This is a genomic window from Psychrobacter sp. H25 (genome assembly GCF_059076335.1).
Map to the genome: position 1 here is coordinate 891328 of NZ_JCACRV010000001.1, position 18862 is coordinate 910189.

The 18862-nt window shown below is 44.8% G+C and carries 16 protein-coding genes; 2 read left to right on the forward strand and 14 right to left on the reverse strand.

The annotated features are described in order from the left end of the window. Positions 1–62: 62 nt before the first annotated feature. The 4 genes from AC5JPO_RS03490 to AC5JPO_RS03505 form a co-directional block, all read right to left on the reverse strand. The gene (locus tag AC5JPO_RS03490; protein ID WP_493853279.1) at positions 63–1484 is read right to left on the reverse strand and encodes a serine hydrolase domain-containing protein; all 1422 of its coding nucleotides are present in this window, start codon (positions 1482–1484) and stop codon (positions 63–65) included. Between the two features lie 216 nt (positions 1485–1700). Next, entirely contained in the window at positions 1701–2333 is a 633-nt protein-coding gene (locus tag AC5JPO_RS03495) for a protein tyrosine phosphatase family protein (protein ID WP_493853280.1), read from the reverse strand. 61 nt (positions 2334–2394) lie between these two features. Beyond that, on the reverse strand, positions 2395–3312 hold the full coding sequence (locus AC5JPO_RS03500) for a MaoC family dehydratase (protein ID WP_493853281.1): 918 nt from the start codon (positions 3310–3312) through the stop codon (positions 2395–2397). Positions 3313–3624: 312 nt separating this feature from the next. Then, positions 3625–5025 (reverse strand): 3-oxoacyl-ACP reductase, encoded by a 1401-nt coding sequence (locus AC5JPO_RS03505; RefSeq protein WP_443524233.1) that lies wholly within the window; start codon positions 5023–5025, stop codon positions 3625–3627. A gap of 551 nt (positions 5026–5576) precedes the next feature. On the opposite strand from AC5JPO_RS03505, the gene AC5JPO_RS03510 reads away from it, so the two are divergent. Both AC5JPO_RS03510 and ppk2 read left to right on the forward strand, forming a co-directional pair. Beyond that, positions 5577–7244, forward strand: coding sequence for an acetyl-CoA C-acetyltransferase (locus AC5JPO_RS03510; protein WP_493843381.1), 1668 nt, complete (start codon positions 5577–5579; stop codon positions 7242–7244). 179 nt (positions 7245–7423) lie between these two features. Continuing rightward, entirely contained in the window at positions 7424–8524 is a 1101-nt protein-coding gene (ppk2, locus tag AC5JPO_RS03515) for a polyphosphate kinase 2 (RefSeq protein ID WP_443524235.1), read from the forward strand. Positions 8525–8613: 89 nt separating this feature from the next. Here ppk2 and AC5JPO_RS03520 read toward each other — a convergent pair whose 3' ends face one another. The 10 genes from AC5JPO_RS03520 to rsmG form a co-directional block, all read right to left on the reverse strand. Further along, positions 8614–8961, reverse strand: a complete 348-nt coding sequence (locus tag AC5JPO_RS03520) for a PilZ domain-containing protein (RefSeq protein ID WP_319050244.1) — start codon at positions 8959–8961, stop codon at positions 8614–8616. 111 nt (positions 8962–9072) lie between these two features. Next, positions 9073–10212 (reverse strand): DNA polymerase III subunit, encoded by a 1140-nt coding sequence (locus AC5JPO_RS03525; RefSeq protein ID WP_493853282.1) that lies wholly within the window; start codon positions 10210–10212, stop codon positions 9073–9075. Between the two features lie 89 nt (positions 10213–10301). Next, positions 10302–11162 carry a 3-deoxy-manno-octulosonate cytidylyltransferase gene (gene kdsB, locus AC5JPO_RS03530; protein WP_493843383.1) on the reverse strand — a complete coding sequence of 287 codons (861 nt, stop codon included), beginning with the start codon at positions 11160–11162 and terminating at the stop codon, positions 10302–10304. Positions 11163–11210: 48 nt separating this feature from the next. Then, complete coding sequence (lpxK, locus tag AC5JPO_RS03535) at positions 11211–12341, reverse strand: tetraacyldisaccharide 4'-kinase (RefSeq protein ID WP_493843384.1); 1131 nt, start codon at positions 12339–12341, stop codon at positions 11211–11213. Between the two features lie 105 nt (positions 12342–12446). Then, positions 12447–14234, reverse strand: coding sequence for a lipid A export permease/ATP-binding protein MsbA (msbA, locus tag AC5JPO_RS03540; RefSeq protein ID WP_493853283.1), 1788 nt, complete (start codon positions 14232–14234; stop codon positions 12447–12449). Between the two features lie 76 nt (positions 14235–14310). Continuing rightward, positions 14311–14742: an ExbD/TolR family protein gene (locus tag AC5JPO_RS03545; protein WP_493843386.1), complete on the reverse strand. Its 432-nt coding sequence runs from the start codon at positions 14740–14742 to the stop codon at positions 14311–14313. Between the two features lie 85 nt (positions 14743–14827). Further along, on the reverse strand, positions 14828–15553 hold the full coding sequence (locus AC5JPO_RS03550; RefSeq protein ID WP_493853284.1) for a MotA/TolQ/ExbB proton channel family protein: 726 nt from the start codon (positions 15551–15553) through the stop codon (positions 14828–14830). A 100-nt stretch (positions 15554–15653) separates the two neighbouring features. After that, the gene (locus AC5JPO_RS03555) at positions 15654–16811 is read right to left on the reverse strand and encodes a ParB/RepB/Spo0J family partition protein (RefSeq protein ID WP_493853285.1); all 1158 of its coding nucleotides are present in this window, start codon (positions 16809–16811) and stop codon (positions 15654–15656) included. A gap of 147 nt (positions 16812–16958) precedes the next feature. Next, positions 16959–17738, reverse strand: coding sequence for a ParA family protein (locus tag AC5JPO_RS03560; RefSeq protein ID WP_493853286.1), 780 nt, complete (start codon positions 17736–17738; stop codon positions 16959–16961). 246 nt (positions 17739–17984) lie between these two features. Then, positions 17985–18704: a 16S rRNA (guanine(527)-N(7))-methyltransferase RsmG gene (gene rsmG, locus AC5JPO_RS03565; RefSeq protein ID WP_443524248.1), complete on the reverse strand. Its 720-nt coding sequence runs from the start codon at positions 18702–18704 to the stop codon at positions 17985–17987. Between the last annotated feature and the right edge of the window lie 158 nt (positions 18705–18862).

The following is an 18862-nucleotide window of genomic DNA, read 5'->3' on the forward strand; positions in this document are numbered from 1 at the left end:
TGGGCAAAATCAGTTTGACTACAGCAACTGTTTAAGAGCACGTTAATTTGAGAGCGCACTAACTAATGTAGCTCATTGATCCAGTCTAAAACCGCCTCTGTAAGCGCAAACTGACGGATGTCGTTGAGCATCGTGGTGTCAAAATTATGAATAAAGGTAAATGACAATTGCTGCGCAGGATCACACCACGCCACTGAGCCATTGTACCCCATATGCCCAAACCCTGATGTGGCAGGCGTTACGCTACTATCGGTGGCTCTCTCGTTGTTGCCTATACTAAATAGCTTATGGTACCCCAAGCGCCATTGCATGGCCGCTGGCATTACTGCATCTAGACCGGTGACTTGCGGCGTAGACAGTTGCTCAAAAGTAGCACTATCGATCAGCGTCTGCCCTTGCCATACGCCGCCATTGGCTAGCATGGCGTAGATAGTGGCTAATGCATCAGCTGAGGCGACACCGTTCGCAGCGGGAATGATGGCCTCTAACGTTTTGCGATTATGGTAGTCAAGTGCGTGTTTACCAGCAGGAATGAGCGCCGCTTTATAGTTCTTTAGATTGAGCTGACTGGTATCAAAGTACAAACGACTAATATAAGCTGTATCCATGAGTGGTAAATCATTTTGCTCATTACCTGTATCTTGCTCATTAGTTATATCTGGAGTGGGTGTCTGGTCATTGATTAAGCCCTGCTGCTGCCAGTATGTATAGCTGGGTAAACTGGCATAGGTACGCAATGTGTCTTGTGAGTCGGACTTCAGCGTTGGTTTATTGCGTTTGTTACGTAGCAGTACACTATCTTCGTCTGAAGCTTTAAAGTCTTTTGCCAGTTTTGCTACTTGATCAACCTTATCTTTTGGCACACCAAAATAACAACTATCTGAAATACCTAAAGGGTCAGTGAGATACTGGCGTAGTGCTTCAGCTAGTGACATCTGCGTCACTGCTTCTATCACACCGCCCAGCACCCAGCCATATATCAACGCACTGTACGCGCTATCATATTTTGCTGCATCTTCAGGTGCGGTGACAGGCATACCCTCAACGTGTCTCAGCATCGCGTCCCAATCGAGCACAGTGTCACTATCAACATCGATACTGGTGATCGAAAACAGATCAGCCTGATGTGACATGACTTGTCTCAAGGTGATGTTGGCTTTACCATTTGCAGCAAACTCTGGCCAATACTTCGCAATGGGCACATCATAAGTGAGCAGCTGCTGAGAGACCAGCACATGTACGAGCGTCGCTAAAATACCTTTACCCGTAGAAAAGTTAATCGCTAGTGTGTCAGACTGCCATGGCGCATCAGGACGTGCCATTCCTATACTTGCTTGCGCAATGCACTCATCTGCCTGATATACCACCACCGCACCACCTGCTGGCGCATCATCAAGCTGTAATACAGTTAGTAGCTGCTGCAAACGTTGCTGCAAGTCCATTCTTGTTAGTGCATGAGAGTGTTCTTTATTATGTTCCGTCATTATTGTCTGGCTCCAGTGCTATAAATTATTGTCATTTTGGAATTACATAAACACGCTATCATAAGGTCTGAACTAGTATAAATGAATGTGCAATCAATAAAAAAGGCCACCTACTGGTCGCCTTTGATTATTCAATAATAATATTTTAGGGTGTTACTAAAACTATGTGTCACGCTAGTATTTATTGAGTCATTTCACCCAGCTTAAGTATCTAGTCTAGCGAGGCACTAACAAACGATTATGAACTTCTTGTTCAAGCTTGGTCAGACCATGACTACGGCCGCGTTCCATGGCAGTATCCATTTTGCGCCCACGGAGCCAACCTGCTCGTAGCGCAATCGCTGCACCAACTCTATTACCTGATCCACAATGCATGACAATTTTTTTGCCATGATGCTGGCGAAGTATGTTATCAAATGCCAGTATTTTGAGCTGCTTTAGCTCGGCAGCCCCATTGATAGGTAGATGCTCATAGCTCATCCCTGCCTGCTCAACCGCTACTGCTTCATCAAAAGTAAGCTCATCATCTGGCTGTAAATTGATGACTAACTCTACACCAGATTTTGCCAAAACAGTGATCTTTTCGTCATCCAATGCCCCGCACACAATAGTTTTGTCATCCGGACGGAAGTAAGGCTCAAAGACAGCAGCTAAGTCGATACCGTTGTCACTATCTAAGTCACTATCTAAGTCACTATCTAAGTCACTATCTAAGTCACTATCTAAGTCACTATCTAAAGCCTCAGTGATTAAGGTGTCATTAGCAGCGACTGTGTCAGTAGCTGCTAAACTATCAGCGTGGTTGGTGCTTGTCGCATTGCTTTGTGGGTTTGTATTTTGTGACGTCATAATGATAAATGTGTTCGTTAAATATGGCTATTAAGATAAAAGCAACGCTATATGGTATGTGCTACTTGCTGTCGCTGTTTAAGGTCATAACACCAGCCAAATGTGGCTTACTGTTTTTAGAGCTATATAAGCCAAATTCACAAGTATCACCTGTGTTTTCTAGCTGTGCTACTGGCTCAGCGATAAGCTCCACTTCAGCTGGCAAAAAGATAGGCAGCTTAAATGAAACCTCGATAGTATAAGCGTCAGGTAGCTCATCCATTAAAGCAAGACATTTGGCTTTTGACCACATACCGTGTGCAATCGCTTTTGGAAAACCAAAGGCGCGTGCTGATAGCGGATGTAAATGGATCAGGTTAAAGTCACCTGAAACGAATGCATAACGGCGACCGATATCTTCTGGCACTTCAAAAATACTATGGACATCTTTCTCACCGACTTCTGGCTTAACAGCAACTGGGCGCGGCGCGCTTTTTTTGTCTTTACTACTGCTGGCTTTTTTACTGCGTGACAGATAAGTTGACGTCCCTTCCCAAATGACTTTATCTTCTGATTTGACTGTCGTCACAAAATCAAACTGCTGACCTTGGGCATGATCGCGCAAGTTACTAAATGTGACGGCCATTGCGACCGTTTCGCGCTCACCAATAGGGCGATACTGCGTGACGCTGTTGTCGATATGCACCAGACCTAACATAGCAAATGGGAATGGCTCTTTTACCATCATGTTCATCTGCAACGTTTGCGACAATACTGAAAAATAAGTCGCTGGAACTTTTCCATCATCAGCGAATCCGCAAATTTTACGATAGTCATTTAGATTATCTTGATCGATATGCAAGTCATCGACGTAATAAGTCGCTTGTGGTAATTGATCTTTGCTGATTTTTTCGCTGCTGCCAATAGGCAATAAACTTTTGACGATATTGGCGTAGGTAGTGTGCGCTTTTGGCAACGCATCATAATGTGTGTCTGACATAAGTAAATCCTAAATGTGGCTTGAACAAGTTTTAACGTATCTAAAGACATTCTGCAGTCGTTGATTAGAACCTATTATTAAATCATTTAATAAGCGCCATATTCAATCAATCTTATGAGTATCTCTAATAGCAAAAAATAGTTTGGCTAATGGGTCTTGTGTTTTTATCATAAAAAAGCCACCCGTGGGCAGCTTTATTACAATTTATCAGCAATTATTCGTAAGCATATGTGAAACCAATCAAAATTGAGAGGAAGTGCTATGCAGCTTCCCGCCTATTCATTACCACAAATACTCTCAAATAAATTCGTATTATGCACCAAGTAAGCTTTGACCACAGACACGGACAGTGTTGCCGTTCAGACCGCCAGAAGCCGGTGAAGCAAACCATGCAATAGTCTCAGCCACATCTACTGGCAAACCACCTTGGCTCATTGAGTTCATACGGCGACCCGCTTCACGAATAGCAAAAGGAATGGCTTCAGTCATTTGCGTTTCGATGAATCCTGGTGCCACTGCATTGATGGTCATGCCTTTAGCATTGTCTTCTAGCTGCTTGGCAGTTGCGTTGACCAAACCGATCACACCCGCTTTAGAAGTCGCGTAGTTAGTCTGACCCATGTTACCAGCGATACCTGAGATTGATGACACACAGACGATACGAGCGTTTGCTTTTAGTACGTCATTATCAAGTAGATAGCGGTTCAATTTAGCAATGCTGCCTAGGTTAATATCGATAACCATATCCCACTTTTTCTCATCCATTCTAGCTAGCGTCTTATCACGTGTTACGCCAGCATTATGAATGATTGAGTCTAAACCCCCACGCTTTTGCGCCGCATCTGCAATTTCTGCACCAGCATCATCACTTGTGATGTCTACCGTCAATGCAGAGCCACTGATTTCACTTGCCACTTTTTGTAAGTCTGCTTGCTGCTGTGGTACATCTAAACAGATCACATGCGCGCCTTCGCGAGCCAAGACACGAGCAATTGCTTCACCGATACCGCGGCTGGCACCAGTCACTAGCATGGTTTTGCCACCTAAAGGTTGATTCCAATCGACATCGACCGACTCGCCTTTGCTCACACGTACCACTTGTCCTGAAACGTACGCTGAACGTGCTGAAGTGAAAAAGCGCAAGGTTGAATCTAGGTTCTGCTCGGCACCTGCTTCTACATAAATAAGCTGCGCCGTAACGCCGCGCTTGAATTCCTTACCGACTGATTTTACAAAACCTTCGAGTGCGCGCTGTGCCATTGCCGTTTCGATATCAGTGATACTCTCTGGCGTACGACCCACAATGATGACTCGGCCTGATTTTTCTACGCGGCGGGCAACGGTATGAAAAAAGTCATACACTTCTTTTAGTTGATCGGCGTTGCTGATGTTGCTGGCATCAAAAAGTAAAACCTTGAATTGATCATCGCCACCTGTGTTTGCTTTTGCCTCAATACCTGCATCAGCCAATGCGTCTTTGATATCATCGCTGCTGTTTACATAAACCTCAGCATGAACATCTGACAAAATACGCGCAACTGATTCGCCAACGCTCTTGTCGTCCCCATTCGCACGGCCAACCAACACACTACCGCGAACCAAACGCTCACCGCTCTCAAAACGATCAAGCGTGGTTGGCATCGGCAAACCTAAGTTTTTTGCTACTTTTTTGCCAAGAGAAGATTGAACAAAATCACCATAACGGTCTGACATAATATATTCCCTATAAATAATAAATGGTTAGAAGAATAGTAAACACAAGAGGTAATGCACCTATTATATAGGCTCATCGACATTGTAATTATTGATATTTGGTAAATCATTTTAAAACCAGCCTAACTATACACTGCCCTTGTAAACAAGTCCAAAAACAGACAATGTCTACAACAATCTGTAAACAACTCAGTATACAAGCCAGCAACTTTTTGTCGCCTTAATCGCCACCATATCATGCTAGAATCCGACCTATAAGTTATGGCAAGTTTAATTATGGATAACAATATATTATCAAACGAACCATTATGCAATGCTAATATCTAATGTTGGTTGGGCGATTAACGTCTTACCCATTATTACTAAGACTGATGATAACGCTTGTATAAGCGTCACATCGTTTGCTAAAGATATACATTAAACGAGTAAAAACGCCTTATCATACACAGCTATACGATGTAATAAATGATAATATTTGCTTCTTGCTTAAAATAACATTACCTATTCTTTACCCTCCATTTCTTCTACCCATACTTTTTAAGGATAATATTATGAGTAACAAAAATAACCACCCTGATAGCCCAGTTGTCGAAAGTACTGTCGTTAAAGCAAATGATGCAAAACCACAAGAAACAGCAGCAAGCAGTGAGCCTACTGCAGATGTCAAAGACGTGGCAAAAAAAGCGGTCGATACTAGCAGTACAAAAGATACCAACAATACAAAAACAGATAGCTCAAAAAAAGACGTGTCTGCAAAAGACACCAAAACTGAAGCACCTAAAAAGCCTGACACTAAAGATGCGGCTACTGATACAGCTACTAAAGAAACCGCTACTAAAGATACTGCAAAAAAAGCAGATGACGAAAAGGCAGCAACCCCTGCTGCTAAAAAGCCAGCGGCCACTGCCAAAAAGACGAGCAAAGCCAAGCCTGCCTCAAACCAAAACCGTGTCGCTATCCTAGGTGGCAACCGTATCCCATTCGCACGTTCGAACGGCTCATATGCTGACGTTAGCAATACAGATATGCTGACTGCTGCCCTAGACGGTTTGGTTGAGCGTTACAACCTACAAGGTGAGGTACTAGGCGAAGTGGTATCTGGCGCTGTCATGAAGCTAAGCCGTGACATCAACTTAACTCGTGAAGCGACGCTAAACACAGCGCTAAACCCGCACACACCAACTTATGATATCTCACAAGCGTGTGGTACTGGCTTGCAAGCGACGTTTGCATCTGCCAACAAAATCGCCTTGGGTCTAATCGACTCTGCCATCACTGGCGGCGTAGACACAACCTCAGATGCGCCTATCGCTATTGGTGATGGCTTGCGCAAGGTACTTATCAAGCTGGGTGCAGCAAGAGACAACAAACAACGTCTAAAAGCATTGATGGGTCTAAATCCAAAAGATCTAATCGACTCTCCACAAAACGGTGAGCCACGCACAGGTCTATCAATGGGCGAGCATCAAGCAATCACCACACTTGAGTGGAATATCAGCCGCGAAGCTCAGGATGAGTTGGCATTTAACAGCCATCAAAACCTAGCGCGTGCTTATGACGAAGGTTTCTTTGATGATTTAATCACACCATACAAAGGTCTGACTCGTGACAATAACTTGCGTCCAGATACCACACTAGAAAAACTGGGCAAGCTAAAGCCAGTCTTTGGTAAAAAGAGTGCTAACCCAACGATGACTGCTGCTAACTCTACGCCACTGACTGATGGTGCGTCTTGTGTGTTACTAGGTACTGATGAATGGGCAAAAGAGCATGGTCTAAAGCCACTGGCTTATATCGCTCATCAAGAAACCGCAGCGGTAGATTTCATTGGTAAATCTGGTACCACAGAAGGTCTACTAATGGCACCAGCATACGCGGTACCGCGTATGCTCGAGCGTGCTGGTCTAACCTTGCAAGATTTTGATTTCTATGAGATTCATGAAGCCTTTGCCTCGCAAGTGCTATCAACCCTTGCCTCTTGGGAAGATGAGAAGTTCTGTGAAGAGCGCTTAGGTCTTGATGCGCCTCTAGGATCTATCGATCGTAGCAAGCTAAACGTAAACGGCTCGTCATTGGCAGCAGGTCATCCATTTGCTGCAACTGGTGCTCGTATCCTAGCGACTGCCGCAAAACTACTGGATCAAAAAGGTTCAGGTCGTGCGCTTATCTCTATCTGTGCGGCTGGTGGTCAAGGTGTGACTTGCATCTTAGAAAAATAAGACTTAACGCCAATATAGTTTGCTAGTTAAGCGTCATTAATACAGATGACGCTGTCAAAAAATAAATGCCCTCTAATTCAATTAGAGGGCATTTTATTTGCCTTTATTTTGTTATCATAAATTTGCTCTATGACGATAGCCTTTTACAAACGCAAGCTTATCAAACAAAGGTAATATTTATGAGTACGATGAAATACTTGTTAAAAAAGCTCAGGCAAGTGATTTTTGATGAGCATCAAACTGTCCAACATGATAAAAAAAAGCCCTCAACGGTGACCGAATTTAAACCTATCTCATCTCATACCTACGACAATGCCAATAAGAGCCGATACGAGCGTGAGCAGACCACTTTGTCAAAGCGCATCGAAAAAGAAGTCGACTATGATGAGTTACGTCGAAAAATGCACCAAGACCTGATCGATAGCCATGACGAAGAGTTAGAGAACGAAATAGACGATTATATGCGTAACTTTTATTTTGACGGATGTCAGTTAACTACCCAAGAGAAGCTCGACCGCCGCACTTATTTTCAAGAGTTGGTTCGTTTACAACGTGAACTCATCAAATTACAAGACTGGGTCGTTGAGAATGGCGAACGTATCGTTGTGATATTTGAAGGGCGTGATTCTGCAGGTAAAGGTGGGGCTATCAAGCGCATCACCCAGCGGTTGAACCCCCGAGTCTGTAGGGTTGCCGCATTGCCTGCGCCGACTGAGCGTGAGCAAACGCAGTGGTATTTTCAGCGCTACGTTGCACATCTACCAGCAGCAGGCGAGATTGTATTGTTTGATCGCAGCTGGTACAACCGCGGCGGTGTTGAGCGGGTGATGGGGTTTTGTACTGATGAGCAGTACGAGGAGTTTTTTCAGTCCGTACCAGATTTTGAGCGTATGTTGGTCCGTTCGGGCATACGCTTGGTAAAATACTGGTTTTCTATTACCGATGATGAGCAACATTCGCGCTTTATGAGCCGTATCCATGACCCCTTAAAACAGTGGAAGCTCTCGCCAATGGACTTAGAGTCACGTAGACGTTGGGAAGACTATACCAAAGCAAAAGAGACCATGTTTGAGCGTACTCATATCCCTGAAGCGCCATGGTGGGTGGTTGAAGGCAATAGCAAAAAGCGCGCAAGGCTCAATTGTATTGCTCACCTGCTCGAACAAATCCCTTATAAAGAAGTCCCTCGTGATGAGATCGAACTGCCTGATCGTAAGCGCGACGATGAGTACTACCGCGAACCCATACCTGATGACATGTATGTACCGCCCCGCTACTAGCCTGTATTTATATACAATCAAAGAGACTTTAATTGCTATAAGCAGCCTTTAGTTAATAGGCTGCTTTTTCGTATACGCCTTTAAAAACATTACATCGTATATGTGGATTGTAAGCTATCGATTTTACCAGCCAGCAGGCGCTCAACTTCGTTTTTGATACGCTGTCCAGAAATATCACTACCAATTTGCACTGCAAAACCTGCCGGACGACCACCTTGGGTTTTAGAATTAATCCAAACGACCTTACCGTTCATCGGTAAGCGTTCGCTAGAGTTTGGTAAGGTGATAGCAATAAACACTTCATTACCTAACTGCTGCGGCTGATCAGAGGGCACAAACAGTGCGCCATTACTCACAAAGGATAAATAGCTGGCATACAATGTCTCGATACTTTCAATGTGGCAGGTTAAGATCCCGCCGCGGCCTGGCATTGCCATAGTCAGCTTCCTTTATCGAATGAGTTAAATATATTTTATGAGCGTATTGTACATATATAAATAAAAGCAATTGTGAGTTAGCAATCCCTTATAAGACGCTACAGCACTGCCTTACAAGTATGCCAATTCTTGCATTAGCTTATCATAGGCAAATTTTTCTTGCACATTTTGTTGTAGAGCAACTTTGGTCTGCTGCAAGCTCATAGCTACGGTTTCTAGTCCGCTACCAGTGGGTTGGTACGATGCCAATGCTGATGAGAGATTAATGTCTTTTTGTAGTTCGCTAAGTCCCAAACAAACACGGCGTATATCAAGAAGCATCAACTCAGACAACTGAATAAATTCTTTAATACTCAGCTGACTTTGCCAATAATCACTTGCTGCCACACTACTACGCTTGCCGCTACGCAGTGCCTGCCATGTGGTCAACCACAGCGCGCGCTTGCTGTACCACGTTGCCTGCGCTAAGTCTATAGCAGCGAGCGGAGCACCATTTGCCAGCTGTATGAGCTGCTCGATGGCTGTTTGACCCACTGCCTCACGGTTGATCGTATGGCCTAGCACTTGGGTCACATAGTCGATGGCAACGGCAGGCTCTATCGTCTGTAGCGCTAACTGCTGTACTCGGCTCTTGATGGTTGGAAGTAGCTGAGCGGGTGTATCACTAATCAAAAACAAATGAACCTGCGCTTGCGGCTCTTCTAAAGTTTTAAGTAAAGCATTGGCAGCAGCAACGGTCATTTGCTCAGCATGATCTAACACGCAAATACGCATTCCCTGTCCGCCTTGATATATAAAAGGCTGGAGCGCTCGAATGTCATCAACTTTAATTTTAAGAGTGCTATTACTTGTGCTCTTGGTATTTTTCTTGTCTTTTGTATTGCTTGATTTTTCTTTTGTAGGCTCATTGTCTGCCTCGACGGGCATACTGACTAGCGGTAAGACGTGCAAGCTTGGGTGAGTGCCCGACTTTAACCATTGACAGCTTTCACATACGCCGCAGGCTCCTGATGGATGTGTACTACGCTTGCGGCACAATAACCAAGCAGCCAATCGCCACACAAAGGCCCGTTTACCCATACCCTGCATGCCAGCAGCAAGTAGTGCATGCGGCAATGACTGCTGCATCAATACTCGCTGCGTCAATTGCGTCAATTGCGTCCACAGCGTCTGCTGCCATGGCAACAATGGTGCAAAATAGATACTGCCTGACGCCTCCAGTGTACCTACATTCCCTGTCATATCATTCATAGTTATAGCTCTATTGGCTCTATCACGTTTTTGGGTACTTGGGCTTGAGAGGCAGCATGCGACCACTGCTCTAAAAATATGTGGTTAGATTACTGCGCAATGGGGCTTTGAGTAATGCCATTTTGGGTAGCAAGGTTTTGAGCAGCAGGACTCTGAAAGTCAGCTAAGCTCATCGCATTTAAACGCTCTAGATCTTCCTGTGTATCCACACCAGCAGGTAATTGGCAGGCAGCTTCGGCAATGGCAATATGCTCACCGTTTTCTAGCACACGTAGCTGCTCTAGACTTTCGAGTAACTCGAGCGGCGTCTGTGGCCAATGTACAAACTGCTGTAATAGACTGACGCGATACGCGTATAAACCCAAATGGCGATACGCATTTTTTGGTGGTTGACTTTGATTGTCATCTGCCAGAGCAACGTCGCGATCACAAGGGATCGGCGCGCGACTAAAATAAAGGGCGCGCTGTAGATTGTTCGCCTGTTGACTGACGACTTTTACCACAGATGGTCGCTGAAACGTATCGTAATCATCGATAGGTTCACAGAGTGTCGCCATGACGCTAGCCTCATCCGCGACCAAAAGCGCTTGTACCTGCTCGAGCAGCAATGGCGGTACAAGTGGCTCATCCCCTTGCATATTGACCACGATGTCATGGTCAGCCCAGCCTTTGATAGCAGCCACTTCTGCCAAGCGATCAGTCCCCGAAGCATGTTCGCTGCTGGTCATAACGACATCGAAACCTGCATCGGTGCAAACCTTTGCAATACTCTCATCATCAGTCGCGATACACATATCATCTGCAAAGGTAGCTGCCTGTGCTTTTTCAGCCACCCACAGTATCATCGGCTTGCCATGAATGCTTAGCAATGGCTTACCAGGTAGCCGAGTGCTCTTAAAGCGAGCAGGAATTACGATATGGGTTTTAGTAGAGGGAGCGACAAGCGACATGGTTGATTCCTATAAAATTATGGTGCAGTTTGGTGTCTTAACCAGTGTCTATGATGAGACGCTTATACTAGCATCTTGATTAGCGTTAACACCTAAAGCTTTTAATTGCTGATTGAGATTATCGTAGCAGTTATCGGATAAAACCGCTGTCACAGGCAATACCCATAATCTACTGATGAGCTCTGTGTACTCATCATTCAGCACTTGATCCGTTCTATAGTCTGACAATAACGCGCTTATTTTTACCGCATCTTTACTGGTCACCACGATTGGATAATCACTATATTGCAATAACTCAGCCAAACTAAAGTCATAATGATCAGGATAAGGGTGTCCTACGACATCAAAACCAAGAGATTTTAAGGTATTAAAAAAACGTTGTGGATAGCCGATGCCACTGACTGCATGTACTCTACTATTACTAACCGGTATTGCGTTATCGGCCTGAGGCGTATCCGACTGTGGATTCCATAGCCTTTGCAATGTATCCGCTTGCAAATGCATGGTTAAGCGCTCAGCACGTCGCGCTTTCTCACCACTTTTATTATCATAAGCCGAATCTATGACAGGCTTCTCGTGATAGATGACGTCAGCCCCTTGCAGTCGTGACATCGGCTCACGCAAAAACCCAGTCGGGAGCAACTGCTCATTGCCAAACCCTCGCGCGGCATCTACCACAATCCACTCTATATCGCGCTTGAGCGCATAATGCTGCAAACCATCATCAGCGATGATCAATTGTAGATCAGGCTGAGCATCCAGCAAAGCAGCAATCGCCTGCTGACGGTTGGGACATACTGCCATAGCAACGCCTGTCGTATGAACAATTAAACAAGGCTCATCACCTACCACGCTCGGCAAACTGGTAGCACTTACTACGGCTGGCATTTGACTGGTATCACCACCATAACCGCGGCTGATAACCCCGACCTTTATGCCTTGTCTTTGCAAATAACTAACTAAAGCAATGATAAGCGGCGTCTTACCACTACCCCCTACCGTAATATTGCCAATGACCATGACGGGTACAGATGCACGGTAACTCGATAGCAACCCAGATTTATAAGCATTGCGGCGAAGCATGGTAATCAACCCATAAAGCCAGCTAACAGGCAACAATAGCCAAAGCCAAAGGGCGCGGCGTTGCCATGCACGGGTGATTGTCGTCTCGATGCTCATTGATAATTGCCATTCATTCTATTGATGCATTGCATAGGTGCTAACGGTTGTTCCAGTTTTTAAGACTACCAGACTTACCATAAATCAAAGTACAGATATGTGATGCTATTCAAAATCTCGAGCATACATTTGGGCATAGTGACCCTGTAGCTGCATCAGCTCGTCATGCGTTCCTAGCTCAACGATTTGTCCGCCATCCATCACAGCAATACGATCAGCGGACTCGATCGTCGTCAAACGATGCGCGATTACTAGTGTCGTACGGTCTTTCATGACATTATCGAGGGCTTGTTGAATGTAGTATTCTGACTCATTATCAAGCGCACTAGTGGCCTCATCCAAAATTAAAATCGGCGCATCTTTTAACAGGGCACGAGCAATAGACAGTCGTTGACGCTGTCCACCCGACAGCTGTAGTCCTTCAGCACCGATTTCACTTTGGTAGCCGTTTGGCATCTTCATGATAAAGTCATGGGCAAACGCCGCTTTTGCGGCCTGCTCAACCTCAGCTTGGGTTTTATCAGCCAAGCCGCCATAAGCGATATTGTTCAATACTGTCGTGTTGAACAGCACCACTTGTTGATTTACCATGGCGATTTGTGCACGCAAGCTTTCTAATTTGATGTCTTCAATAGGCATGTTATCTAGAGTAATTTGCCCTGAGGACGTCTCTAAAGTACGTGTTAGAAGATTCACTAAGGATGACTTACCCGCCCCGCTTCGTCCAACTAGTGCAACTGTCTCACCTGCTTTTATATTTAAGGTAAAGTCGCGCAGAGCAACCGTTGAGTCTGGATATACCAAGCTGACATTGTCCAAAGACATTTGACCGGATAACGCCTTACTAATGGTACCTGTGTCTTCCTCTTCTGGTTCATCGAGCAGTGCAAAAATCGACTCACCAGCGGCAATACCTTTTTGCAACTTTTGATTGATATCGGTCAGTGATCGGACAGGCTTACTGAGCAGACCAGCCGCCGCAATATAAGAGATAAACTCACCCGCTGAAATATTACTGATGACTGAAGGTCTAAGGGCAAGCCATACCACCACTGACATGGCTATCGCCATTAATAACTGTACCGCTGGGGTATTGATACTGTTGGTGACCACCACCTTCATGCCTTGGCGTAAATTCTTTTTTGAAGTCTTATCAAAACGCTCGGCTTCGTACGCTTGTCCACCGTAGTTCTTTACCACCTGATAGCCACCGATGACTTCATTGGTGATATGACTGACACTACCCATCGTTTTTTGAATGCCTTTAGACAGCTTCAGGTAACGCTTAGAAGCAATACGGATAAGCCACAATATCGGCGGCAATACGACAAACAAAATGAGCGTCAAGCGCCAGTTGCTATACAACAAAAAGCCGATCAATGCCACAACCGTCAAACCATCACGCAGCAAGGTCTTCATTGAGTCGGTACTGGCAGCAGTGACTTGCTCCACATCAAATATCAACTTGGATGAAATCGTACCAGCAGGGTTGGCCAAATAGAATGAACTTGGTAGACGTAGTAGTTTATTAAATACCTCTACACGCAGCTCATAGACCAGATTACGTGACACCAAAGCCGAATAATAGTTACCCAAAAAGCTACCCACACCGCGTACAAAAAACAAGGCAATGATCAATAAAGGAAATAAAGCTTGTTTGCTTCGGTCATTTTGATTGATGGCATCAGTGATGTATTGCAATAGCTTGGCAATCCAAATCTCAGTGCCTGCATTGATAGCAAAACCCACAACCGTTAGGAGCAAGGCCCACCAATACGGCTTTAGATATCTCAGTAGGCGCAATAAGGTCTTACTTTTGGGCGGACTAGAATATGCTGCTGAAGGTTTTTTAGCAGAAGGTTTTGTAGAGTCAGATGTATAAGCTTGGCTCATAAAAGCCTCAATGTAGGTGTCATGATATGGATGGGCTGTGCTTGATACACAGTTTATAGTAATGATGCGGCAAATGTTATTGCGGCAAAGTTTGACCAAGTGGGACAACGGTGCTGATATTCAGGTTCAAAAAGCCAAGTTTACCAGCGACATCCATCACCCGTACGACAGACTGATGGGTAGCGTTGGCATCCGCTGCAATCACAAAGAGCATATCGCGATTGCTCCCTGCTTCTTGCTGCAACATGCTGGTCAGTTCGGCCTCGTTGCTACTGGCGAGCGTAATACCATTGACCAAGTAACTGCCATCTTCTTGCACAGCCACTTCAATGCTATTTTGTGGTTCTGTCTGTGCCACACCTTCTGCTTCAGGAAGGATAATGTTTAAGCGACTAAAGTGGTTAAAGGAGGTAGCCAGTAGCAAAAAAACAATCAAAAATAATAAGCAGTCGATCATCGGTGTTAGATTAATCTCGAGCGGCTCAACCGTCGGTTTTCTAAAGCGCATATGAATCTCTTCAAATTATCTAGTGCGCATGGGCATACTTTCGTATGAAAACCATCGCTATTATATAGAATCAAAACTATGACCGTTATGGTGTCGCCATGTTGACCTTGTCTGTATCTAAGCCTGCATCTAACTGAAATCTAGCATGCTCATCCGTGGCTACTGTACTATTGGCAGGCGCCGACGTGCGAGTGTTTTCAAGCAATTGGTAGTCGTATAGCTCTTGAATCATAAGCCCTGCTTGCGTCTCAAACTGCGCATTGATATCGATGATACGGCGCTGAAAATAACGATATGCAACCAGTGCTGGGATAGCCACGATCATGCCAGCAGCCGTCGTGATTAGCGCTTGTGACACACCAGCAGCAAGCATAGTTGGATCTTGCATCGCACCATCAGTGATGGCTAAGAATGAAGAGATAATACCTAATACGGTACCTAATAATCCAAGCAATGGCGCAATAGCACCAATCGTACCCAGCATATTGATATTTTTTTCTAATTGATGAACTTGTACGCTGGCACGGTTTTGCATATGCATGGTCATAGACTCTAAGCCATACTGACGATAAAGCAGACCTGTTGCCAAAATATCACCAAGCGCTGTCTTTTCTTTGACATTCATCAGCTGCGTACGGCCAATATCACCATTTTCACGTAAGCGAGTGATGAGCTGCTCTCGTAGTCTAGTGGGCACAATTTTGTTAAATTGTAGCGTATGGCTACGCTCAATGATGATAACCAGTGCTAATATAGAACAGACGACGATAGGTGTCATTAGCCAGCCACCTGCCTTTACTAACTCCCACATACTTACTTTCTTCCATGTTCTCAAAACAGTTATGACGTAGACGGATTCATGCGTAAACAATTGCTACTAATAAATCAGTCCTACTAATTCGCGTGTTGTCCTAAGCCTGCGCTTCTATATGCTTGATCAAAGCGGCCAGTTGATCTTGATTATGGAAGAATATCTCAACACTACCCTGTCCATCTTTTTTGTGCTTGAGTTTGACTTCGGCGCCTAGCATATCCGTCAGTCTTTGGGTGAGACGTTCAGCATCACGAGATTGTGCCTGTTCGATACGATTGGCTTTGGGAGCCGGCTGCAAGATAGATTTGACCAGTTTTTCCGCTTCTCGCACCGTCATGCCGCCATCGATGATTTTTTGCGCGATAATAGGCTGCTGCTCAGAAGACAATGCCAATAGCGTACGGGCATGACCCATATCTAGCGCGCTGGTTGCCAAATGGTCTTTTACCGTATCATGTAATTGATTTAAGCGCAGTAAATTCGATACCGTTGTACGTGCCTTGCCAACGACTTCAGCAATCATGGCATGACTCATACCGAACTCAGTATGAAAGCGCTGCAATGCTGCTGCTTGCTCAATGACGGATAAGTCTTCACGCTGAATGTTTTCGATCAATGCGAGTGCAATGGCGAGCTCGTCAGATAGCGCACGTTCAATAGCTGGAATAACCGACTTTCCGGCCATTTTGGCCGCGCGCCAGCGACGCTCACCCGCGATAATTTCGTGAGTAACAAAATCTTCACTTTTATCTTCATTGGCTAGCAAAGGACGAATCACAATAGGCTGCATCACGCCATGCTGCTCAATAGAAGACGCCAACTCTGCAAGCGCCGTTTCACTCATATCACGACGTGGCTGATATTTGCCCGCTTGTAAAAGGGTGACATCGATTTGTACGAGGCTGATTTGATCTTCTTGCGTACTTGCCTCTGTGCTGCTATTGCGTGATTTAGCAGCAGTAGACTTACTCGCAGCTCGAGGGCCGCGCGGTGCGCGAGTACCGTTGTCGCTATCAGCATCATTAGACGTTGTGGTCGATTTTTTGCTGGTTTTAATCGAAGTAGTATCAGCAGTCGCAGCTGCCGCGTTGGTATCGGCAGGCACTTTGGGATTCGGTGTTTCAGCTGGCGACGTGTTGTCACGTGCAGCCATATCGTCTTGCAAGGCAGAGGCGGTGATTTGCTTTTCTTTTTTGATTGATCCCAATAAGGCATCTAAGCCTCGATTGGCAGCCAACCCTCTTTTCTTCGCCATGATTACCTATCCTCTAACGCTAAAATAAAAGCCTATTAATTACTATTACGGCTTACTAAATACAATTTTCAGTGCTTTGTTGTCCAACTGATTGCTTACTGTCTTTACCAGTGACACTCGCTTATATAAACAACGCTTATATAAAAATCAACTGCTCTGCTTTATGACTTCAGCAGCCAGCTTTTGGTATGCGCGTGCGCCTTTTGACCATCTCTCATAAGCAATGACGGGCAAACCATGTGCAGGCGCTTCTGCTAGGCGAATATTTCTTGGAATATGTGTCTTGTACATGATATCGCCGAAGTGTGCTTCTAATTCAGCAGACACATCACGAGCAAGCGTATTACGTGCATCAAACAGCGTTCTCACGACTCCGCGTATGTATAGCTTAGGATTTAACTCTGTTAGACGCTCAATCGTTTGGGATAAATCAGCCAACCCTTCTAATGCATAATACTCACACTGCATCGGAATAATGACGCTATCAGTTGCGACCAGAGCATTAATGGTCAATAGATTCAAACTAGGCGCACAATCTATAATCACATAATCATATGACTGCTTTTTATTAGCGACTTGATCATTAACCAAATCTGCCATGGCAGTTTTGAACAATTCATGGCTATCAGTCTTACTCATTAACGTGATATCCATACCTGCCAAATCGCGGTTGGCACCAATAACATCAAACCCAGCAGGGCTAGTGACGATGGCTTCAGTCAGTGATACCCCATCAAGCAAAACGTCTGCTATGGTAAGCGTTAGCTCATTTTTATCAACACCAGTGCCGCTGGTTGCATTACCCTGTGGGTCTAAGTCAATCAGCAGTACATGCTTGCGCTTAGCAGCTAAACTGGCGGTCAAATTTACCGCCGTTGTGGTTTTGCCCACACCGCCCTTTTGATTCGCAATTGCTATGATTTCCATACACTCACTCAATATTATTAAAATCTATTACTTGATTTTTCTTTTACTGTATTTGATGCAGTTGGTAACGCTCGTACTGGTAAATTTGTACTACGCCAGCACTCTTAATCCGCAGCCGTTTTAGATGTCAACTGCTCAATTTCCGCTTACGTAGTTTTAGTGCTTTTAAATACTATGTCATTTGAGTACAAACGTAAACTATGTTTCACAAAAAATGATAGCTGTTTCATGACTGAGAAGTGTTTGTCATTTAGATGTTTTGACAGACATCTCAATCAAATGACGGCTATCATGCAGGCGCGGTACTGATAGCTTGATAGTTTTGATGTGCCAATCACCATCGAGCGCTTGCAGCTCTTCATCACTCGGTGCTTTGCCTTTCATCGCACACAGATAGCCGCCATCTACTAATCTTGGCTGCGCTACCTCAACAAAATCTATCAAACTGGCAAATGCTCTAGAAGTCACTACGTCGTAACTGGCCTCGTGTGCTTCGATACGTGAAGCGATTGGCTGCATATTGCCCAAACCAAGCTCACTGCTGATTTGCTTGATAAAGCGAATCTTTTTCTGATTGCTATCAAGTGCTGTACATTGGCGCTCAGGCTGACAAATCGCAATAATCACTGCCGGCAACCCTGCTCCTGTGCCAATATCAAGCAGTGAACCTGCTGGTAAATGCATTATAATAGACAAACAATCAATCACATGTTTGATCAGCGCTTCTTCTGGATCGGTAATGGCGGTCAGATTATACGCTTTATTCCATAACAAAAGCTGGTCTAAGTATAATAATAACGTGCGCTGCTGTTTATCACTTAGAGATAAACCGAGCTCGGCTATTGCTTGTGCTAAGATATTAGCAAGCGTTGGTAGCTGTGCCCCAAGTTTGACAAAGCCAGTCGGATCAATACGGATGTTACCCGTGTTAGCAGACGATGAAGAGGTTTTAGCGGAAGCTGACATACAACGAGTTATCCAGTTTTGACATGTGAACCGCCTATTTTATCATGTGACCCGCTCATTGAATAGTTGCAGATTGCGCCAATGTGGGACATCTTATACTATCTACGCTTATTGTGAGGCGTTATTCTGCTGTAATAGCATGATATGCCATGAGCCAT